Genomic DNA, 18991 nt, shown 5'->3' with positions numbered 1-18991 from the left:
TCCTGTTCGTTGCCTTGGACTTGGTCCCAAATATACTGGAATCGCTCTTGGGTAGAGGATTGTTGGTCAGTTCTCAGCAGTAGCTGGAAGTCACAGCAGGCAAGGGTGACGCGGTCGCGTCACCCGACGAACGATGATGCCAATCAAGACGTTCGTCTCGGAGCGTCGCGCCGCGAATCTGCTGGCACAGATTCGCTGGCGTGACGGCGTCTATTGCCCACGCTGCCGTGGCGAATCTGTGATTCGGTACGGCAGCTATCGCGTGTTTCAGCGGTATCTGTGTAAGGATTGCGACCGCACGTTCAACGACCAGACCGGCACGGTCTTCGCACACTCTGCGGTGGCGCTCAGAAAGTGGTTTCTCGCGGTCTACACGTATATCCGCTTCAACACGAGTCTCAGGCAGTTAGACGTAGAGATCGGCGTTTCGTACAAGACGATCTACCGGCGCATCCAGCGCTTTCTGCGAGCGCTGGACGCGCCTCGGTTACAGCTCAAAGGCCCGATTGAGATCGACGAATTCTACGTGAAAGCAGGGCTCAAGGGCCGCGAGCGCGACCAGATGTCGCGCTCGCGTGGCCTGTCCACGCGCGGACGTGGAACATACGACGAAGACAAGCCCCCTGTGTTTGTTCTCGCAGATCGTGGCAGCGGGAAACGGTACGTGATCCCGGCAAAAGCAGCGACCGAATCACGGATTCGACTCCTGCTGGCCGACCGCCAGCAGGAGTCGTTGACCGTCTATACTGACGGCTTTCGGGCGTATAAACCGCTTGACGAGGACGACGCATTCACTCGTGAATACGTCGTCCATGGTGACGGCGAGTACGTTGATGGAGACGTTCACGTGAACACCTGCGAGAGCCACGCGTCGCTGGCGCGACGGTGGCTCTCGCCGCATCGAGGCGTCTCTAAAGACAGACTCACACCGTATTTCCGAGCGTTTCAGCTCCGCCGCGAAGTGTTCCGAAAACCGGGGGAAGAAGCGCTCAAAACCATCCTCGAAACTGCACTATGACTCACCAACAATCTCCGTTACAAGAGCGTACTGGAATAGTGTTTTCTCATCAAATGGCTCCTTAGAGGCGTATCCCGCCTTCTGTGCTTTACCCCCAGTGAATCCGACGAGATAGTACCCACCAGATAAGGAGATGAACACCATACCCAAAAACAGTACAATTGCAACGAGAGGTTGCGGAATCAAATTTTGCTCAATAGAAAAAATACCCAGGCTGAGGAAAAAGACCAGAATACCGGCTCTCATAAACGAATCCCCTGTCTCGATCATCCGTTCCCAGGCGGTTTTTTTGAATCCTGGAATCTTCTCAGCAGCTATCTCTCGCGCTTTCTCTTCCGTAAATCTCTCCGCCGGGAGTTCATCATAGTGAACTAACTCCTCAAGACTTGAGACCGATGTGTCGCCCGTCTCTCCTTCTGACGATAACCACCAAAAATGGCGGTTGCTCGCTTTCATGTGGCCCAATATGCCGTCTTCATGAAGTGCCATAAGGCGCTTATGTAGGCCTTCATTTGAGTAATCGTACTCCCAGATATCGTTGAATTGGGATGTGACTAACGCCGGGATTCCGTCTTCCTCTTTGACTCTACGCAAAACGGCGAAGATCTCGGAGTCAGTCGCATCTTGATTCGTGTGTTCTTCGCTGGTTTGGCGCTCAGACATTGTAGCGATGCCGTATGGTGGTTTGGGTAGGCCAACAACCCTTCTTGTTGGGCTAATCCAACTATTCGTTTTAATGTCTACCGGATACTCCCCATACACAGACAGGAAGACAACGAACCGGACACTGATGCACGTGTGATTCCGGTGCTGAAGAACGCCAATCCCCGACCGGGAGAGACCCCAGCCGAGGATCCTGGACAGATGGTCGGCGTGGTGGCCATCCCGAGTCGGAGAGAGACGGGACGGAGCCAGGGTGGCTCTCGCAACTAGGGGTACGTGCTCCCTTGACCTAAGACCGACTGTTGGTTTAGGCCAAGTGCCCCCCATCCTTGCTCCCGTTCCAGCATGTAGTCAACTGACCACAATGAAATCAGGTGCGATCAACATAATCACCGAAGAAGGACGGGGCATCTCCAATGATACCGCCCCGATAAAGCGACACGATCAGGGGAAGACCCTGCTCTCGTCAGTACAGCTATCCAATAGTCACGCACAGGGAACTCTGGACTTCACTGTTGATGATGGCGAGATGAGCGGTACAGCTATCCAGGAAGGTAAAATACTTCGAGAAGATCTAGTCGAATTCAAGAACAAACGGTTAAATCAGGATGGCCGTCCAGTGATCGACGACGAAGGAACTGAGCGCACTCTCGAAGAGACACAGTTCATTCACGTCTGCAATCAGATCCTGATAACTGCCCGAACCGAATGTGAGTCGGCCCGTGCAGTATTTGAATCGATTTCCGGAGCAAATACTGAATCTGCCCAGATAGACATCAAATCATTTGACAACGCACATCCGGATGCAGAGTCCCGCCTTGAATGGGGCGACGACAAAGAGGGCGAGTATGGCCCGATATGTCTCGTAGCAGATGAGGGGCAGAATCTTCCAGAAGATCGACGTACAGATCCAGACAAGCGTGTCCAGTTCACGTTTGATCACCTAGACTGGGAAGAACGAGACCTCTATGGTACGATAACCGCCAGCGGGTACGTTGAGTTGTATCGTGATCAGAACGGCCGTGGCCAGATTAACACTGAGGAGTTCACACGGTTTGTGACCGAAGAGGTTCTTCCCCACTCCAGAGTAGACGGTTAATTCCGTCTATCTCGTATTTCTTTAGAACTGGTTGGGTCGCTAGATGCCGAGACTCTATTGGAGCTAACGAAAGGGTTTATTTTATTCATCCCAGTATCCCGAGTCTGGTTCCGGCCAAACCTCACTCGCTTGAGCGGCGAGCCACTCGCCACGCTCGGCAATCGTTTTCTCGTTCCATTCGTCAGGCCAGTTCGTTATCAGGTGCTTGTTCAGCCGCAGGACGGTGTGCTCCTGAATCGCCTCTCGCTTGTCGTCCCAGGCTGCATTCGAAATAGAGGGGTTCAGCTTGTCGGTGAGGATCGTTAGGTTTCCGATCCGATCTTTAGCCTCATCCCGCTCCATCCGTTCTACCTCCGCAGGTCGTTCCCCGGGGAGCGACCAGTGTGTGGACCACTTTTGTGGAAGGATATGTTCAATCTCCAGGTTCTGCGTGAACTCCACCGTTTCGCTGTATCCGGTGTTCCGCAACTCTCGTTCGACGGCTGCGAACACCATCTTGAGGCGTCGCTGGTTGATGACGGCCCAGTACTCCATACTGACCATAGAGTCAGTCAACTTCTCGTCGCCAGGCCAGTAGTCGCTCTCACCCTCTTTGCTCCGGAAGAACTCGACGACGACGTCGCCGACGGGCTCGTCGTCTCGCTCCTTGAGTTCGTCCAGTAGTTCGATGAAGATCTTGTTGTAGTTCTTCGACGTCAGTCGGGAGAGCATCCGACGCATCAGCCAGCTCTCGATTGCTTCGACGGCTTTCACGCGCTGCTCCTTCGGGATATTTTCATGGCCGAAGATCCAGAGGAGAACCGGATACGGTGTCGTGGTATCGAGGATGTCCAGCCGATGGAAGAAGATTCCCTCCCGAGACCCACGGTCTGGCTCAGAGATGGTCTCGTAGATGGACGCGTAGTAGTCGATGTCCTTGACGATCTCCTCGACAGAGTGGTCGGTCCTGTCGAGGTACTTCCGGAACGCCGGGAAGAGCTTCTTCGCGCGAACCTGCTGGCTCATCTCCATCGTGAGCCAGTGCATGATGAACACGTCTATCTTCGGACGGTCAAGACGCCCTTGAGAGACATCGACGCGCCACTCGTCCTCGTCGAACTGCTTCCAGTACTTGTCGTGCAGTTCACCAGGGTCGTTGTGCTGAACGGAGGCCTCCCGGAAGAGGTAGTTCTTGATCAGGTCGGCAGCGAGTAGGGGCGTCCCACGGGCGTTTAGTGTCTCAAAGATCACCTGTGCGTCGTCGTTGGATTCGAGGTCGATAACGACGACACGGAGCAGGTGCCACATCGTCGTGACGAGCGCGTCGAGATGGTCTTCGGGAGATTCCTCGCCGGACTCCGCCCACTCTTGGATTTCGTCCCTGAAGTACCGGAAGCACTCCTCCAGGTTGTCGTCGCCGTCGAGTTCTGCGTGCTCTGACTCCGGGTCAGAGAGCGTCATGACGTCGATGAACGCGTCCTGATCGGCTTCGATGGGCCAGACCTTCAGTCGGTCTGTTTCCGTCCTCGTGAGGTCCTTGTCGTTGTACATCAGTTTCTCGACCAAGGACGCAGACCCGTCATCATCGAAGTCCTTCGCCACGGAATGTGTCGCCGACAACAGGACTTGGAGCGTGATCAGCCGCTGTTGCCCGTCGATGATCTCACGTGTCTCCAGCTTCTGCGTCGGCGTCGATTGCTGATCGAGGACGATGGCACCCAAGAAATGCGGAGAGGTGTCCTGTTGGGCCTCCTGTCGTTCGAGATCGGTATCCGCACCCGCCTGCCGGTCCATCAGCTCGTTCACGACGAGTTGGAGGTCCTCCCACAGGGGCTGCCAGTGTTCCTCCTCCTTCCACACGTACGGCCGCTGGAATCGTGGAACGACGTACCGTGTGTCTTTCCGAAAGATGTCCTTTAGATCGAGCGTGTCCGCTTTCATCGGTGAGCAGAGATTCTCTGAACATCAGTATAAATGTAGCCCGATTAGAAATTCAATGGAACCTGTTAACTCGACTACCGAGCCTCGGAAAGCCTTATATTTACACATTGTCACGGTTTCGTATCTTGAACCTTCGGTCCCGAATTGATCTCGAAAGTCACCCCACTTCGGCAAAGGAAGCTCGTCGCCTGCTAGCTGATATTCGTGAACAGGAGCTCCGAATTGTCGAAGACGATTTTGAGCGCCGGAAGAATCGAACGCAGAACTTCTACGAGTACATCCAGCGACAACTGAACCACCCATCCCAGGTCCTGCCGGAATTGATTCAGAATGCAGACGATATCCAGGTGTGTGACACGGTGCAGATCACACTTACCGAGGATACACTCTGTGTCCGTAATAACGGCCGCCCAATGAAAGCTGAAGAGGTGGACACCCTGTGCGCCGCCGGAGAAAGCACGAAGCACGATCCAGCGTATATCGGTCATTTCGGACTGGGTTTCAAATCGGTTTTCAGTATCTCGGACAACCCGCGAGTGAAGTCGGGGTATTTCCACTTTGAGTTCGACTCCGACCGGCTAACCGTCCCCAAAATTCTCGACACCTCTGAGCCGATCAACGGGACCGAAATCGAACTGCCTCTGAAAGACGACATCTCGGTTGAAGAGCGAACGGAGCTGGAAGAGAGAATCGAGAACGTGCATCGGCTTCTGCCGTACCTTCAAAACGTCTCTAAGATCGAGGTCAAACAGGAAGAGAAAACGAATGTATATCGGCAGGAATCGACACCCGAGTCTCCTGAACAGGTGATTTACCGCGACGGGACTCTATTGGAGCGTCGTCTGTCGTTCACTACTGAAGAAAGGCCTAGCTCGGAGGTTCTTCAACAACTGCTCGACGAACGGCGAATCGAGGATACTGCGTCAGTGAAGGAGTCTCCGATCTCGGTAACCATCTCGTTCGAAGTCGATGAGTCCCACACGCCGGTATCCGAGGAAAGCGACGGCTATCTGTACAACTTTCTTCCGACTGACGAACGCTCGGGATTCCCATTCGACGTCCACGCAGACTTCCTTCTGGAGCCGACCCGGAAGTCGTTAGCACAGAGGGATGGTCGGTACAACCAGTGGCTTCTTCAGCGAGTTGGTGACGCATTTCGGAAGGTCATCAAGTACTATCGTGACCGTCCGAGACCTCAAGTGGGTCACCTTCGATTGCTGCCATCAGTACAACACGGTCAAGATCACACAGAAGCCTCGAAAGAGGCAGTAGAAGAGGCGATTCGCACTGAAAAGTCGATACCCGGAGACGATGAGAGATATCACAGACCGTCGCGTATCGTCATTCCTTCACCCCATGTCGAGCGAGTGTTTGTAAAATCTGACGTCGGATACCTTCTAGGAAGGGACATCCAATACCCCTCCAGCGTATTGGACGAGGCCCTGATCAGCACCTTACGTGAGCAAAGCTTCGTTACACGCGTTTCTATCGAACAATTGCTGAAGGAGAGCGAAGCTTCGGTTCGGGAGGGATTCTCCGATGCGGACACTGCTCATCTGATCGTACTTGCCGCTGCACTCTGGGATTACTGGGACAGTGAATACAGGAGCATCAGCCGATTCAGTAGTAAACGGGACGACCGAGACGAGTTCGAACGTGTCATCAAAGAAACGCCAATAGTCCCTCTCGAAAGCGGTGAACGGATCGCAGTCGCCAGTACCCCGACCGAAGCGGTACTTCCGCCAGCACAGGGTAGGTCGGCCTACGAAATTTTCGAAGACGAGTTTCAATTCGTTCAACTCACCATAGACACGTTACCCGATGGATACCCCTCAGACCCTTCAGAAGTTCTTGACGAGGCACGATGTCTCTACTCTGACGTGCTGGGGATCGAAACTATCGGAGCGGAGACCGTTCTGAGAGACGTCGTCTCTGACGCCTTCGAAGCAGTGGAGAGTACTGATGACAAAACGTTAGACACGTATCTGGAGTTCATCTTCTCCAACCGTAATCGATGGACTGCAGCAAAGAAGCACGTCGAACTAAAGTTCAGAACGCGAGACAACGATGGTGAGTCATCCTACGTCGATCCTATAGATAACGCTCTGTTCCTTCCGGACTCATATCTCGTCACCTCAAGCGCAGACGAACCGGCGTACAGCCTTGAAAACGTACTCTCCGAATTGGGTGCATCGTTCGTAACCGAGGAATACCTAGACCTACCCGGTGGAGAGCAGCCGGTAAGATGGAAGAAATTCCTCACTAAATTCGGTGTGCTCGATCTGCTCCCAGTCAACGAGCTTCCGCGAGGAAAACGGACGTTCTTCGAGCACAGGTCGGAGGTAAAAGAGAAGCTCTCAGATCTTGCCGAGCAGAGCGTCGATACCGACTGGGAGATGCCCGACTCGACAAAGAAAGGCGGGCAGAAGGACGCGTGGTTTCGACGAAACAAACGGTACGCACTCTCAGACTTCGTCCCATCAGTCTGGTTTGAAAAGGTCTTGACTGCATTTGAGGAAGGAGAAGATCCGACGCTTGATCGTGCCACCGCGTTCGGACAGATGCTACAAGAACACTGGGACCACTACGGAGAGAAGGTCCATCGGCCCTTATACTACGTAGTCAGGCGGAAAGCATACCGAGTCAGAGAGAAGCAGACTGGAAACTACTCAACGTTCGCAAAGCGTCTCAGGGACACTGAATGGTGCCTCACGAAGGACAATACGTTAGCTCGCCCACGAACCCTCCTCGTCGAGAACGCGGCGACAGCGAATCAACCACCTCACACGTACGTCGCCGAGGAGGACGCCCCATACCTCGGACCACTGGGTGTAAACACACAGCTCGGACTCGGAGCGACGCTGGAACAGCTTTCCAACGCACGAAGCGTGTGGAAAGGTCGTGAGCCTACAACGATCCGAACGGAGCTGACTAGCCGTCTCGATACCTTACTAGGGGAACTTCGGGACAACGACTCTGAGGTCGAAAAGGAGATCCACGAGTCGTTATCCGACGCTCGCTTCATCTACGTCGAGAACTCCGATCCGGAGTTTCGATCCCCACCGGAAGTCGTCTGGACAGGTTCCAACCTCGGGTCGTACATCATCTCAATCGAGTCGGAGTACGAGCGATACGAAGAGCTGTTCAGGACCATCGGAGTTCGAGACTCATTACGCTTGAATGACTACCTGGCCTACTTTGACGACACCGCCTGGGAAGAAGAGGACGAACGAGACCGCATCTGGCGACGACTGGTTCGAAGGCTCGTCTCTGAGACGGGAGACGTTTCTTCGATTGAGGCACTGGACACAGATCTCCGAAATCAACTGTCACAGGCGTCTTTGATGACGCTATCGGATGAAACAGTCCCACTCGGTCAGCTTCGATATTACTGTCACGACGAACAAATCCGCGAACACCTCTACTCGGATATCGAGTCACAGGTCGTGAGGCCCTACGGAGCACGAGACTACGCCGACGAAACGATAGCCGCGTTATGGAAGCGGCTAGGTTTGACCGACCTCGTCGAAGAGACCACTCTCACACTAACGGAGCACAACGCGGCGAGCTCAGAAGAGACAACCGATGAAGCGGAAGAGTTCGCTCAACTATTCGTCGTCGCATATAGCTTCTGCCTTGAGAAGGGATACGAGGATGCCTGCGACGAACTTCAGCGAATGCACTCAGAGTATCAACTCATCCAGCACGAGGAGATCAAGTGCCGATACCTCTCTGTTGATGGAAGGCCGATAACTGAAGAGTTCGAGGTCCAGAGCTACGTTGACCGGGGTGAAAAACAGATTCGACGGACTGGTGGGACTGACTCACTCCAAGATTTCACCCGCCGTCTCCCTAACGAGCTGTCTCTCACCGCGACAGACGAGGAGCAGTTACAAGAGATCCTCTCAGGGTCTCTAGGAAAGCGGGATCCATACCTAGACACATACCTCGACACCTTCGACATCGAGCGACAGCGGTTGGCCTCGGAGCAGGACAAACAGTCGGAGATACAATCCGATGGAGTGGCTAGTCAATACGACGTCGATGGACCAGAGCAAGATAACTCAGATGACCGCGGCGAAAGCGAGACGATAAATGGTGGTCGAGCTCCCGAGGAACCATCCTCAAACGAGGGTAGGCCGAATGAAGACCTGACTGAAGTCGAGGGGGGCGAAGAAGAGGGACCAGGGTCCGAACCTCTCGCAGGCCCCACGCGTCGCTCTCCGGGAATTTCATCGACGCCCAACCAGAGTTCCAACAGCTCAGGTGACCTCCCAGCCGAATCGGAGACCTCGTCTGAATCCACGCTGGAGGAAAACAACATCGACGGCCAATCGTCCGCAAAGGAAGATCCGAAGTCGGTGAATCCCAACGAGGGGGATGTTCCGGAATCGGTAGCCAAGAGACGAATCTTCACGACGCGAACTGCCCGTAACAACAAGTTCCGAGAGTCTGTTCGAGAAGCGTACGGTCGGACATGTGCTGTCTGCGGTAGTCACCGAGAAACGAAGCGAGGAAGCCCCGAAGTCGAGGCCGCACACATCCGACCGGCCAGCGACGGTGGTCCCGACTCGGTTCAGAACGGCCTCGCGCTATGTCGGCTTCACCACTGGGCCTTCGAGAACGGTTGGATCACGGTAACGGACGAGTACGAGGTCTCGGTCCGCGACTGGGAGTCCGTTCCGGGCTACGACGAGTTCAGCCAATACGACGGCGAATCGATCCTCCTCCCGGACGACGAGACAAAGTATCCGAGTTCTACGTACCTCCAGTACCATCGGGAATCGACAGGCTTCGAAGGATAGCTCACGTTCTTCAGAGCGGCAGGCGGTAGATCGTCCGAGCTTACGCAGTTCCATTCCCCGTGGAGTGAACGTTTTGCATAGCCCGTCTGCTCAACAGGACCAACTCCCCTACCGACCGGCGTCCTCCAATCGTCGGTCACTGAAGAGAACGCACACTTATGGGGCTCCTGGGTAATCGCTTCTACATACTGAATAATGTCTGAGCAATCTGGATCTTCACAGGGCCGGCAGGAGCGGACGGAACTCCCTATCGAGCGCGGGTTCCCCATCGAGCGCGTGAACGAGATCGCCGAGAAGGAGGGCCGGGCGAAGATGTACTACCGCCCGATCTACACGATGCACAAGTGGTGGGCGCGACGCCTCGGCTGTGTCTTCCGTACTATCTCGCTCTACACGCTGCTGGACGACCCAGAGAAGGTCTCGGTGTTCGAGCCTGGCCACGAGGGAAGCACGCTCGCGTCCTACGGCGACGACGCCGACGGTGAATCCGACCTCGACGTGGCATCGCTGCTGGAACGCGTGGACATGACTGATCCGGAGAGCCTCTGGGAGCTCTACCCGAAGGACGTCCGCGTCGAGGACAAGAAGATTCTCGACCCGTTCATGGGCGGCGGCACGTCGCTCGTCGAGGCGTCGCGCTTCGGCGCTGAGGTCGTCGGAAACGATCTGAACCCGGTCGCGTGGTTCGTCACGAAGAAGGAACTCGAAGCTGGTCAGACCGACGTCGAAGAGCTTGAGGAAGCCTTCGAGCAGGTGAAAGAGGACGTCGCCGACGAGATTACGCAGTACTACAAGACGCCCTGTCCGAATGGCGACCACGACGCGGATGTGATGTACAATCTTTGGGTAAAAGAGTTGGACTGCGTCTCCTGTGGGCACACAGTTCCGCTATTCAAGGATTATCGCGTGGCGAAAGGTCGCTATGATAACGACGACAAGTACAATGTCCTCTGTCCGGACTGCGGCGCGGTGACGCTGGTGGACGACTGGCAGTCAGAGAGTGTTTGTAATGACTGTGGCCATGGGTTCGTCCCGAAAGAAGGGAACGTCTCGCGGGGTGGGAAGTACAACTGTCCCGACTGCGGGCAAAAATACGGAATTACTGACGCAATTCAAGAGCAAGGAAAACCGGATCTGAGGCTATACGCAGTTGAGTACTACTGTACTCACTGTGAAGATGCGGGAGAAGAGAAGAGCGAGTATAAAGGATACAAACAGTCTGAACAGGAGGATATTGACCTGTTCAACGAAGCTGTAAAAGAGTGGGAAGAAAATGATGGACTTCACAAGTATGTCCCTGATGAGGAAATCCCTGAGGGAGCGATTACCGCTGCATCGTCTGTAAGCGGAAACGACGTGTTCCAACATGGCTTGGAAAAATGGCAGGATATGTTCAATTCACGCCAGCTCCTGTCACTCGCAAAACTGTTTGAAGCTATTGGCGATGTTGAAGACCAGAATCTGAAAGAGCTTCTCCTGATAGCGGCTACCGACTCTCTTCGATATAACACTATGATGGTCGGGTACCACAATTCTCGGGGCCATATCGACAATCTCACTCGGACAAATTCATTCAATCCACCACTATATCCTGCAGAAAACAACGTGTGGGGTACCCGTTCCGGATCTGGGACATTTACGGCTATGTTTGATCAAGTCCAGACAGCAGTTGAGTATGCTCGCAACCCTACTGAGAGGCATATTGAGGCTGGAGAAACGATAGAATCAGAACCCTTCAACACCCCTATTGGAAACAACGTCACGCTTCACCAAGGGGATATGCGTAGTCTGGACTACGAGGACGAATTTGATGCCGTCATTACCGACCCACCCTACTACGACAACATAATCTACTCAGAGGTATCTGATTACTTCTACGTCTGGCAGAAGATTTTGTTGGAGGACGAGTACCCTGGGTTTAATCAAGACAAAACACCTCGTGCAGAGTCCATTGTCACGAACCCGTACCTAGAGAAAACCGCTGAGGACTTTGAATCTGAACTCGAACAGGCATTCGCAGTCATCAAGCACGCACTCAAGGACGACGGATCACTCACGTTCACCTACCACCACAGCGACTCCGAATCATGGGGTGAACTCCTCGAATCTCTCTGTAATGTCGGCTTCGAGGTAACAGCGACGTACCCAATTACGGCAGACATTAACAAGTTCATCGGTGGCGAAGCCGTCTCATTCGACATCGTCGTCGTCGCTCGTCCCATTGACGACACCGAGCCTGCCTCGTGGAAATCGCTCCGCCGCGATATTTACCGCACGGCTCGACGCACTCGCCAGCAACTCGAAGAGAACCGCGACCTCTCCCGCGGCGACATTGGCGTGATGGAGATGGGTGCATGTTTCCGCGAGTACTCCAAGCACCATGGGAAGGTGCAGCGCGACGGCGAGATCATGTCCGCGAAGGAGGTCGTCCAGGAGATCTACGGCATCATCCAGGAGGCCAGCGACATCGGCGTCGAGGACGTGTTCATCGACCTGCTCGACACGTCGAACGTCTCCTACGACGACGTCAACAAGCTCTGTCGCGGGACGAACGCCACGCCGGAGGAGCTCAAGGAGATGCGCCTGTACAACCAAGACGACGGCTTCGAACTCGGCACCTGGGACAACGAGAAACGCCAGGCGTACATCCAGGAGCGCGTCAACGGCGACGGTGGCGACCACCTCTCGAACCTCGACAAGCTCCAGTTCCTCCGCTACCGCTACGAGAAGGGGCAGGCGGTCCAGAACTACGTCGAGAAGTGGGACGTCGATGACGACCTGCGCGAGCTCGCCGGTCGGCTCGCCGACGTGACCGGCGACGACACGTACACGCGCGTGCTCGGGGATCGGGATATCACGAGCTACTGAGGACCAGATGGTTGGGACAGAATACAGTGAGCGCCTCTATGAACAAGTTGTTCCGGTGCCCCATGCGGAGTTGACGACAGGTCTGGATGGGTTTAATTGTCGGGCACTCCGGTGGGCGGCGCAGGTTCCGAAACCAAGGCAGGTAGGCTTCTACCGGTAGTTCTCCTTGTTACACGAACCCACTATGTGTTCGGCGTCGTACATGAGGAACGTTTTTGACCGGTGAAGTTGAAGTATGATTTGTGATGAGCGCCACGACCCACAAGAACGAAGAGAGTAGGTTACAGCTTGGCCATCTCAGTGGTGCTGTGCTGAAGTACAAGAACGCAGACGGCGAGACAGTTACCGTCGAGTTTGACGAGTAGTTGGAACGGTTTTCGGATCTCACTCAGTTTGCGATGTCAGTCGTAGCGCGTCTACTCCGAATAGATGGCTGAACTTCCAGAGACCAGTCTGATTCTCGTTAACGAGCAAAATAGCGTCGTCTGTGGCACTAGCGAGGCAGAGGCCTAAGTAGTCTTGAAGGGACAAAACTTCACCCTCATTTTCACCGTTATCGGTAGCTTCACCTACACGTTTGAGCATTTCCGACTGTGCGGTGAACGCCGACGTCGTACTGTACTGGAGACCCCGAAGTCTCTGTAACTTCAATAACTTAGTGTTGAAACCTGAAGGTCCCTGCCCAGGTTTCATTTCCCGAACAACGTATTCTGTGGGTACGAGTAGATGCACGAACGGGAACTCATTCTGATCGATTGGGAAGCCCGCACTTTCGGCTTCGAGGTGGTCTTTCAACTGTCGCGTGAACAGATTCGTTTCATCGTTAGTGTATTCCGCCAGCTGTGGGATCACGCTACTTGTTGGAACGACAGTCAAATCACACCGATGTGCGTAGCACGTTTCTCCAGCTGCGGAATCGTAGAACGCCGCTAGCCGTTCGGTTGAGCACCACCTGTCCAATGTTGACTGGGGATCGAACGGCGAAGGTTGGCTCCCTTCAACTGGTCGCAGTGACGAGTCACTGTTAATCAAGGACTCAATCTCTCGGATAATATCCGACTTTTTATGAATGTCATCACCGACACGTGGAAGAACCACTTCATCGGGTGATTCGCCTTCGATGGGCGCAGAGTAGGTCTTCAGATCGGCGACGTTCACGACGGGAACGTCTGCTAGATGTCCGAGTTCTTGGAGTGTGTGGTCGCCCGTTACGAGTCTTGCGCCAACCTCGTCAGCGTGTGCGAGCATATACATATCGGCGATATCTCCAATGTTCAGACCGCCGTCTATCTCGCTCGGGAGATCTTGGACGGCAACTGTCAGATAACCAAGCTTCTCCAACGTCCGTAACGTTGTGAGATTTTCGAATCCTTGGCGATTCATCCGGTTGGTTCCTTCACCCGGATCAGCGTGCTTATTGAACTCAAAAAGGACCGCCCACGGGATATGGATCGTCGTTCCTTCGAAGAAAGGGTGGGCCATGACCGTATGTAGGATGGTAGATGGCTCGTCTCCGACATGATCGTGGTATAACGTATTTGTATCGAACGCCCAGTGGTCGTCATCTACGCGAGTGTATTGAGGTTCCTGGGGATCTCCCAATTGAATTGACTCTATATCCAATTGTGATGCGATCATCCGGTTTACTGCGGAAACAAACGTATCTAACATAGACACTTCCGCAGGTCGTTGCCACTCAATCGAATCACCACGTGGAGTAAGCACAAGGGTGACCTGGTCGAAAAGGAAGCTGAGTGACTCACCATCTCGACGTATAGGGAATTCTCTGTCAACTCCTCCCCGAGTCGCGTCTAACGCGTCAAACTCGGGCTCAGCGTCCTGAATAGCTTCGTAAACGGTTTCTATGTCCAAGTTTGTGACCGGGGAACCGTCTTCCTCATAGAAGCTAACGGACTGAGTTATTCCAGGCACGACTCGGATTGCCTCTGGAATCACCCGAACTAGGTCGGAAGTTATCTCCGTACTCGTTGGTCCGACAAGCGACCCTGTGCCGGGCTGAGCGTAGTTCCAATTAGACTTAAAGTACTCTTGCGATAGGAGGCTTTCTTGAAGTTCAGCCCGTTGTGAGTCTGTGAGCCTCTCACCGTAGCACGTGAAATAGACCTCCTCGGGTTCTTGCACCGTATCGACGTGCAATTGTATGTCCACAATGTCTGGAAAATCATCAGAGACGTAGCTCACGAAGCTGCTTTTTTCGAATGTAAAATACGGCGTCGAGATAACGTCAGTCGGGTCGCGCTTCCCGTGAATGACCTCTAGGATCCCCGCACCAATCAACATATCCGGCTCGCAGAAATTAACTGATTTTCTCAATGAAGTTTCTACACTTTGTATAAGTGTGTGAAAGTTTTCAGCAGAATGGGGATTTGCTCGTCCGTTGGATAATGTTGGGATTGTATTGAACGAGTCATTATTAGATCCGTTCAACTGCTCCGCAGAAAAGTATGCACCGCTCACTCGTGCGAGGGTTTCTTTAGTAAAGAAGTCAGGATCAATCTGCTTGACTTTCCCATACGTAACCTCAGTCTCCCCCTCATGTGTACCGGTCAATTTCAGCACGTCACCTTCCGATAGGCTTAGGTGATCTAGTGCTTCCTGTTGAAAGAATATTGAATAAGGTTCGAAAAAGACAGGTAAGCAATCTGCATCTGAAAGGTCTTTAGCAGCTTCGATTTGTTGGTCATACTCGCTCATCACGGTCCTAACGTACGATTTTGAACAATCCAGTTCCTCAGCGACATCACGGACTTGACCTGATCCGTGCGCGACGGAGTGGACGATCTGACGTTGAAGACGGGTGAGACCACTCCCCGAATCGTCTACCATTATAGTTGACATCCGGGGAGTCGGGAAAAAGGTGCCTGCTTCATGAGTCGGTTGACATCCTGTCTGTACAAATGTGAATACGTGTATGACCGAAACGCGTGAGGACAACGTGGCGGATTATTTTGCCTTGGCTCTGTTGAAATCCTTCAGAGCTGACATCGGGAAGAGCGATTCTCCCGACCGGTTTTCGCGGATCCGATGCGAAACTAGCGTCTCAACAAATCGCAAGACGGCAAGAGGGTTTCAACAGAGCCTTTGCCTTCGGTTCCTCATATGCGGATAATCGGCACAACGCGTCACACTCCACGGACGTTTCCAGTCAGGCAAACGCACCCATTTTTCAACCCTCGAAGCCGTTATGTAGGTAATGGCAGCTCCCGGACAGATTCCCGGACGGTATAATCTCGTCATCGAAGGTGGCTACGAAACCTTCGAACATCAGATTCCCGTGAAGGAGTTCCTCCAGCGACTCAAGGAAGACGATGTCCCGCAGAAAGTGAGTGTCGTCGGGCTCGCGGATGCGCTGAGTGACGACGACGTCGCAAACGAACTCGCCCGCGAGATGGACAAACGCGCGAACGATCTGGAATATCAAAGCCCCACGATACAGTTCGTCGTCGAAGGCTCGTTCCACCGAAGCGGGAAGACCTACGATCTCCGGTACGACGACGCCCTCTACTCTCTCCAGCAGGTTTTCGGCCCACAACTCGAACGAAAAGAAGAGGGAGAGTGGCTCGTCGCGCCATTCTAACGCGCTACAGCAGTTTCAGCGGGCCTTCCTTCTCCACCTCACTGGATCCGTTTTGGAGGAAGTAGAGGTCGATCCATTCCTGTCCGTGCTCACGGCAGAACACCGGCACGCACGTCGTCGTGTGCTCGTAGCGCTGTTCACAGCGAGTCTCGATCTGTTCTCGCGTCCAGTCACCGTCTTGCTCTAGGTCATACCGGTTACGAACTTCCCACGAGTGTTCGTCGGCAGCGGCCTTGAGGACGCGGAGCGAGAAGTCCCGAGCGTCCTTGAACGTGAACGGACCGCTCATCGACTTCGCGTCGGTCAGGTCCGTTTCTTCGACGCCGTCGAGGCACAGTCGGTTCTCCGCGACGGCACGGAAAGCTTCGAGTTCGGGAGATCTCGTGACGAGGACGTCGTGTAGATAGCTCTGGACGACGTCGTCGTACTTGTCCAAGGCGAACTCCTGCTCGGGTGAGACGATCTGTAGTTCGGCTCCAGTCTGGGCGACTCGACGACGCTTGGGTTCAAGCAGCGGACACAGGAACGCGAGTCGGTCAGCGTGGAGGAGGTAGGCGTAGCTGAATAGTCGTGACCGAGACGGCGATTCCTTCACCGGATCGTGGCCTTCAGCGTAGTACTTCGAGTCCAACACGGCCAACGTCTCCTCACCTTCCTGCAGGGCGTGGTCTGGTTCGTGGTAGATCTGGCCCTCACCCTCGAACGGATTCACCGACGGTGACCGAACAGGTGTCACGTCGTCGAGATCGCCGAGGTGGTCGTAGGACTTGATGTACGCGAGTTCGCGCTCGATGACGACCTGCGAGTACTGTTCGAACAGCGACTCCATATTCAACACATAGTCCACGACGAGCTCTCTCGGGCCGTCGCGGAGTTGTTGGCCGAGCGACGACGACATCACTGCCTTGGCGACATCGAACGCCTTCTGGTAGTATCGACGCTGCTTCGGGAGATCGTGGAGCGAGATCCGGCGATACTCATCCATTCGGTCCAACCCACTTCCGACGCCCATACTCTCCAAGCGTTCCACCTCCCGGTGAACCTCTGAGAAGATTCGGTCGTACGCAGGGTGATCGTTCTCGTGAGAATTCTGCCGGAAGAGTCGAAGAAGGGTTTTTCCAGCGAAGTGCAGCAGCGAGTTCGCGGGGTTGTCGTACTCGGTCTCGTTGCGGATCCAGTGTGGCTCCAGCGTCCCGCGTGCGTGGTTCAGGAGCGTCTGTTCGACGTCGATCTCACCACGACCATCAAGGCTGTCGACACGCCGAATGATGAGATCGCGGATGTACCCCTGCCGATGAATCGTCTCTAACCCGTCGAGATAGTTGATCGCCAGAACCACGAAGACGTCGTCGAGGTGGATATCGTCGGAGAGGAAGTCCTGAAGCGGAATTCCGTGATACTCGATAGACCTGTTCTGATCGTACACAGCCAGCAACATATCGAAGATGTACTCCCAGTCGATTTTGGGATCGACCTGCACCTTCGACGACGGCGTGAGGCTCACGACGCCGATGATGTCCGTCGCCTCGACGTGGAGTACCTCGTTCTCGTCGCCGTCTACGGTGACCGTGACGACCTCGTACTCCTGCTCGCCGTCAAGTGCCGCCTGACTCTTCGTGAAGACGCTGGGACTCTGCTGTGTGAACGACGCGCGACGAAGCTGGTCCGCAATGGACGACGGACAGCCCTCTATCCGGATCTCCCCACGCTCGGGGACGTTGAAGGTGTCCTGCCCGTACTCGTAGACTTCGTCAACGGTGCTCATTACTCGTAGGAGCCCATCTGACGTCGTTCCTGTTCGAGTTCTCGTTCGGCGAGTTCAGCCGCTGGCGCGAGATCGAACTCCTCGAACTCGCCGTTCATCGCGCGGTAGTGTTCTGCGATCCGCTCGATCTGCGGGAACGCGGCGGCGTTCAGGAGCCGTGGAACGATGTACGTCCGGAACGCCTGTCCGACCGCGTCGGTCTGGTCGTACTCGTACTCCCCACCTTCTCGACAACCGACGCCGAGGAAGACGGCGACGTCGCGGTAATGCATCGGGCCGAACCGCATTATCGACCCTTGTGACGTCGATTCGTGGCCGTGGTTGATCCCTTGGTAGTCCCGCTCGAACAGGCGGAGGATCTCGCTTTCTCCGAGGTCCGTGTGGTCGGTGACGTGCGTGGTGATCCAGTCTTTGAACAGCTGTCGGCGCTTGTCCTCCTCGTACTCGTCGAGCTCGATCATGGCGAACCGGCGGGTGATCGCGTTGTCGAGTTCGTTCACCGTCCGGTCGGACATGTTCATCGTACAGATGATGTTCACGCGCTCGTCCAGTTCGATGGTCTCGCCCTCGTCGGTCTCGAAAATGGTCTGATGGGGGTTCTCGATGGCGGTGTACAGCGGGCCGAATATCTTCGAGATGTCTGCCCGAGTGATCTCGTCGAGGATGACGCCGTACTCGACGTCGAATCGGCGAGCACGCTGAACGGCTTCGGATACGCACCCGAGTTTCGTCCGGTAGCTTAGCGAGTCACCGGTGTAGTCCGGACTGATCCCACCGATGATGTCCGACGGCGTCCACGAGGGTGTCGCGGTGTTGAGGGCATATCCGATTCCAGTCTCACGTGCGAGCTGCTTGGCGAACGTCGTCTTCCCCGTACCGGTTGGCCCGTACAGGACGACTGGCTTACCGGCTTCGAGCGCGACTTTGGCGTTGCGTTCCACGTCGTTCGGGACGAGGATCTCTTCGGGGGTTTCGTCACCACGAAGACTCACGACACGTTTGAGACGATCTGACGCCCGGGAGGATTCGAGAACGGCACGTCGCACTTGACCGAGACCACGTTCGCCGTCGTGGATGACGTCAAGCTTCTCGACTTCGATGAGGAATTCTAAGACCTCCTCACTCTCTGCGTCATGAATCGCTTCGACGACGTCGTCTGCTACACGGCGGAGGATTCCGATCTCCTCTTTTGCGTCTTCGAGAGTGTAACTATCGTCAGACGAGTCACTCATTGTCGAATACAGATGCACCAGAG

General features: G+C 54.7%; 10 protein-coding genes. 5 read left to right on the top strand and 5 right to left on the bottom strand.

Annotation, left to right across the window (positions count from 1 at the left end):
- Nucleotides 1-133 precede the first annotated feature (133 nt).
- On the top strand, nucleotides 134-1018 hold the full coding sequence (locus C441_RS03260) for an IS1595 family transposase (RefSeq protein ID WP_007273768.1): 885 nt from the start codon (nucleotides 134-136) through the stop codon (nucleotides 1016-1018).
- Here the strand turns inward: C441_RS03260 and C441_RS03255 are convergent.
- Nucleotides 1013-1681: a hypothetical protein gene (locus C441_RS03255; protein WP_007273767.1), complete on the bottom strand. Its 669-nt coding sequence runs from the start codon at nucleotides 1679-1681 to the stop codon at nucleotides 1013-1015. The two genes, C441_RS03260 and C441_RS03255, sit on opposite strands and share 6 nt — an antisense overlap.
- Before the next feature lie 364 nt (nucleotides 1682-2045).
- Here C441_RS03255 and C441_RS19440 point away from each other — a divergent pair, with 364 nt between their 5' ends.
- Nucleotides 2046-2780, top strand: coding sequence for a hypothetical protein (locus C441_RS19440; RefSeq protein WP_152420682.1), 735 nt, complete (start codon nucleotides 2046-2048; stop codon nucleotides 2778-2780).
- A gap of 81 nt (nucleotides 2781-2861) precedes the next feature.
- Here C441_RS19440 and C441_RS03250 read toward each other — a convergent pair whose 3' ends face one another.
- On the bottom strand, nucleotides 2862-4700 hold the full coding sequence (locus C441_RS03250; RefSeq protein ID WP_007273766.1) for a DUF262 domain-containing protein: 1839 nt from the start codon (nucleotides 4698-4700) through the stop codon (nucleotides 2862-2864).
- 125 nt (nucleotides 4701-4825) lie between these two features.
- Here C441_RS03250 and C441_RS03240 point away from each other — a divergent pair, with 125 nt between their 5' ends.
- Nucleotides 4826-9505 carry a sacsin N-terminal ATP-binding-like domain-containing protein gene (locus C441_RS03240; RefSeq protein ID WP_083874855.1) on the top strand — a complete coding sequence of 1560 codons (4680 nt, stop codon included), beginning with the start codon at nucleotides 4826-4828 and terminating at the stop codon, nucleotides 9503-9505.
- Nucleotides 9506-9700: 195 nt separating this feature from the next.
- Nucleotides 9701-12373 (top strand): DUF1156 domain-containing protein, encoded by a 2673-nt coding sequence (locus C441_RS03235; protein WP_007273763.1) that lies wholly within the window; start codon nucleotides 9701-9703, stop codon nucleotides 12371-12373.
- Nucleotides 12374-12757: 384 nt separating this feature from the next.
- On the opposite strand, the gene C441_RS03230 is transcribed toward C441_RS03235, so the two are convergent.
- Nucleotides 12758-15220 (bottom strand): hypothetical protein, encoded by a 2463-nt coding sequence (locus C441_RS03230; RefSeq protein ID WP_152420681.1) that lies wholly within the window; start codon nucleotides 15218-15220, stop codon nucleotides 12758-12760.
- A 367-nt stretch (nucleotides 15221-15587) separates the two neighbouring features.
- Here C441_RS03230 and C441_RS03225 point away from each other — a divergent pair, with 367 nt between their 5' ends.
- Nucleotides 15588-15971, top strand: coding sequence for a hypothetical protein (locus tag C441_RS03225; RefSeq protein WP_007273761.1), 384 nt, complete (start codon nucleotides 15588-15590; stop codon nucleotides 15969-15971).
- Between the two features lie 4 nt (nucleotides 15972-15975).
- Here the strand turns inward: C441_RS03225 and C441_RS03220 are convergent, their stop codons facing one another.
- Together C441_RS03220 and C441_RS03215 are read right to left on the bottom strand one after the other, a co-directional pair.
- Nucleotides 15976-17736 carry a 5-methylcytosine restriction system specificity protein McrC gene (locus C441_RS03220; protein WP_007273760.1) on the bottom strand — a complete coding sequence of 587 codons (1761 nt, stop codon included), beginning with the start codon at nucleotides 17734-17736 and terminating at the stop codon, nucleotides 15976-15978.
- Nucleotides 17736-18968 carry an AAA family ATPase gene (locus tag C441_RS03215; protein ID WP_049920396.1) on the bottom strand — a complete coding sequence of 411 codons (1233 nt, stop codon included), beginning with the start codon at nucleotides 18966-18968 and terminating at the stop codon, nucleotides 17736-17738. The genes C441_RS03220 and C441_RS03215 overlap by 1 nt, the downstream gene beginning before the upstream one ends.
- Nucleotides 18969-18991: the final 23 nt, after the last annotated feature.

Source organism: Haloferax sulfurifontis ATCC BAA-897, assembly GCF_000337835.1.
GTDB classification, from domain to species: Archaea; Halobacteriota; Halobacteria; order Halobacteriales; family Haloferacaceae; genus Haloferax; species Haloferax denitrificans.
Note: the sequence above shows the minus strand (reverse complement) of the source record. Positions and strands in the feature narration are given on the sequence as shown.

Coding starts and splice junctions, on each gene's coding strand:
- C441_RS19440 (WP_152420682.1), top strand. CDS start 2,046: ATGAAATCAGGTGCGATCAACATAATCACCGAAGAAGGACGGGGCATC.
- C441_RS03235 (WP_007273763.1), top strand. CDS start 9,701: ATGTCTGAGCAATCTGGATCTTCACAGGGCCGGCAGGAGCGGACGGAA.
- C441_RS03225 (WP_007273761.1), top strand. CDS start 15,588: ATGGCAGCTCCCGGACAGATTCCCGGACGGTATAATCTCGTCATCGAA.
- C441_RS03230 (WP_152420681.1), bottom strand. CDS start 15,220: ATGGTAGACGATTCGGGGAGTGGTCTCACCCGTCTTCAACGTCAGATC.
- C441_RS03220 (WP_007273760.1), bottom strand. CDS start 17,736: ATGAGCACCGTTGACGAAGTCTACGAGTACGGGCAGGACACCTTCAAC.
- C441_RS03260 (WP_007273768.1), top strand. CDS start 134: ATGATGCCAATCAAGACGTTCGTCTCGGAGCGTCGCGCCGCGAATCTG.
- C441_RS03250 (WP_007273766.1), bottom strand. CDS start 4,700: ATGAAAGCGGACACGCTCGATCTAAAGGACATCTTTCGGAAAGACACA.
- C441_RS03215 (WP_049920396.1), bottom strand. CDS start 18,968: ATGAGTGACTCGTCTGACGATAGTTACACTCTCGAAGACGCAAAAGAG.
- C441_RS03255 (WP_007273767.1), bottom strand. CDS start 1,681: ATGTCTGAGCGCCAAACCAGCGAAGAACACACGAATCAAGATGCGACT.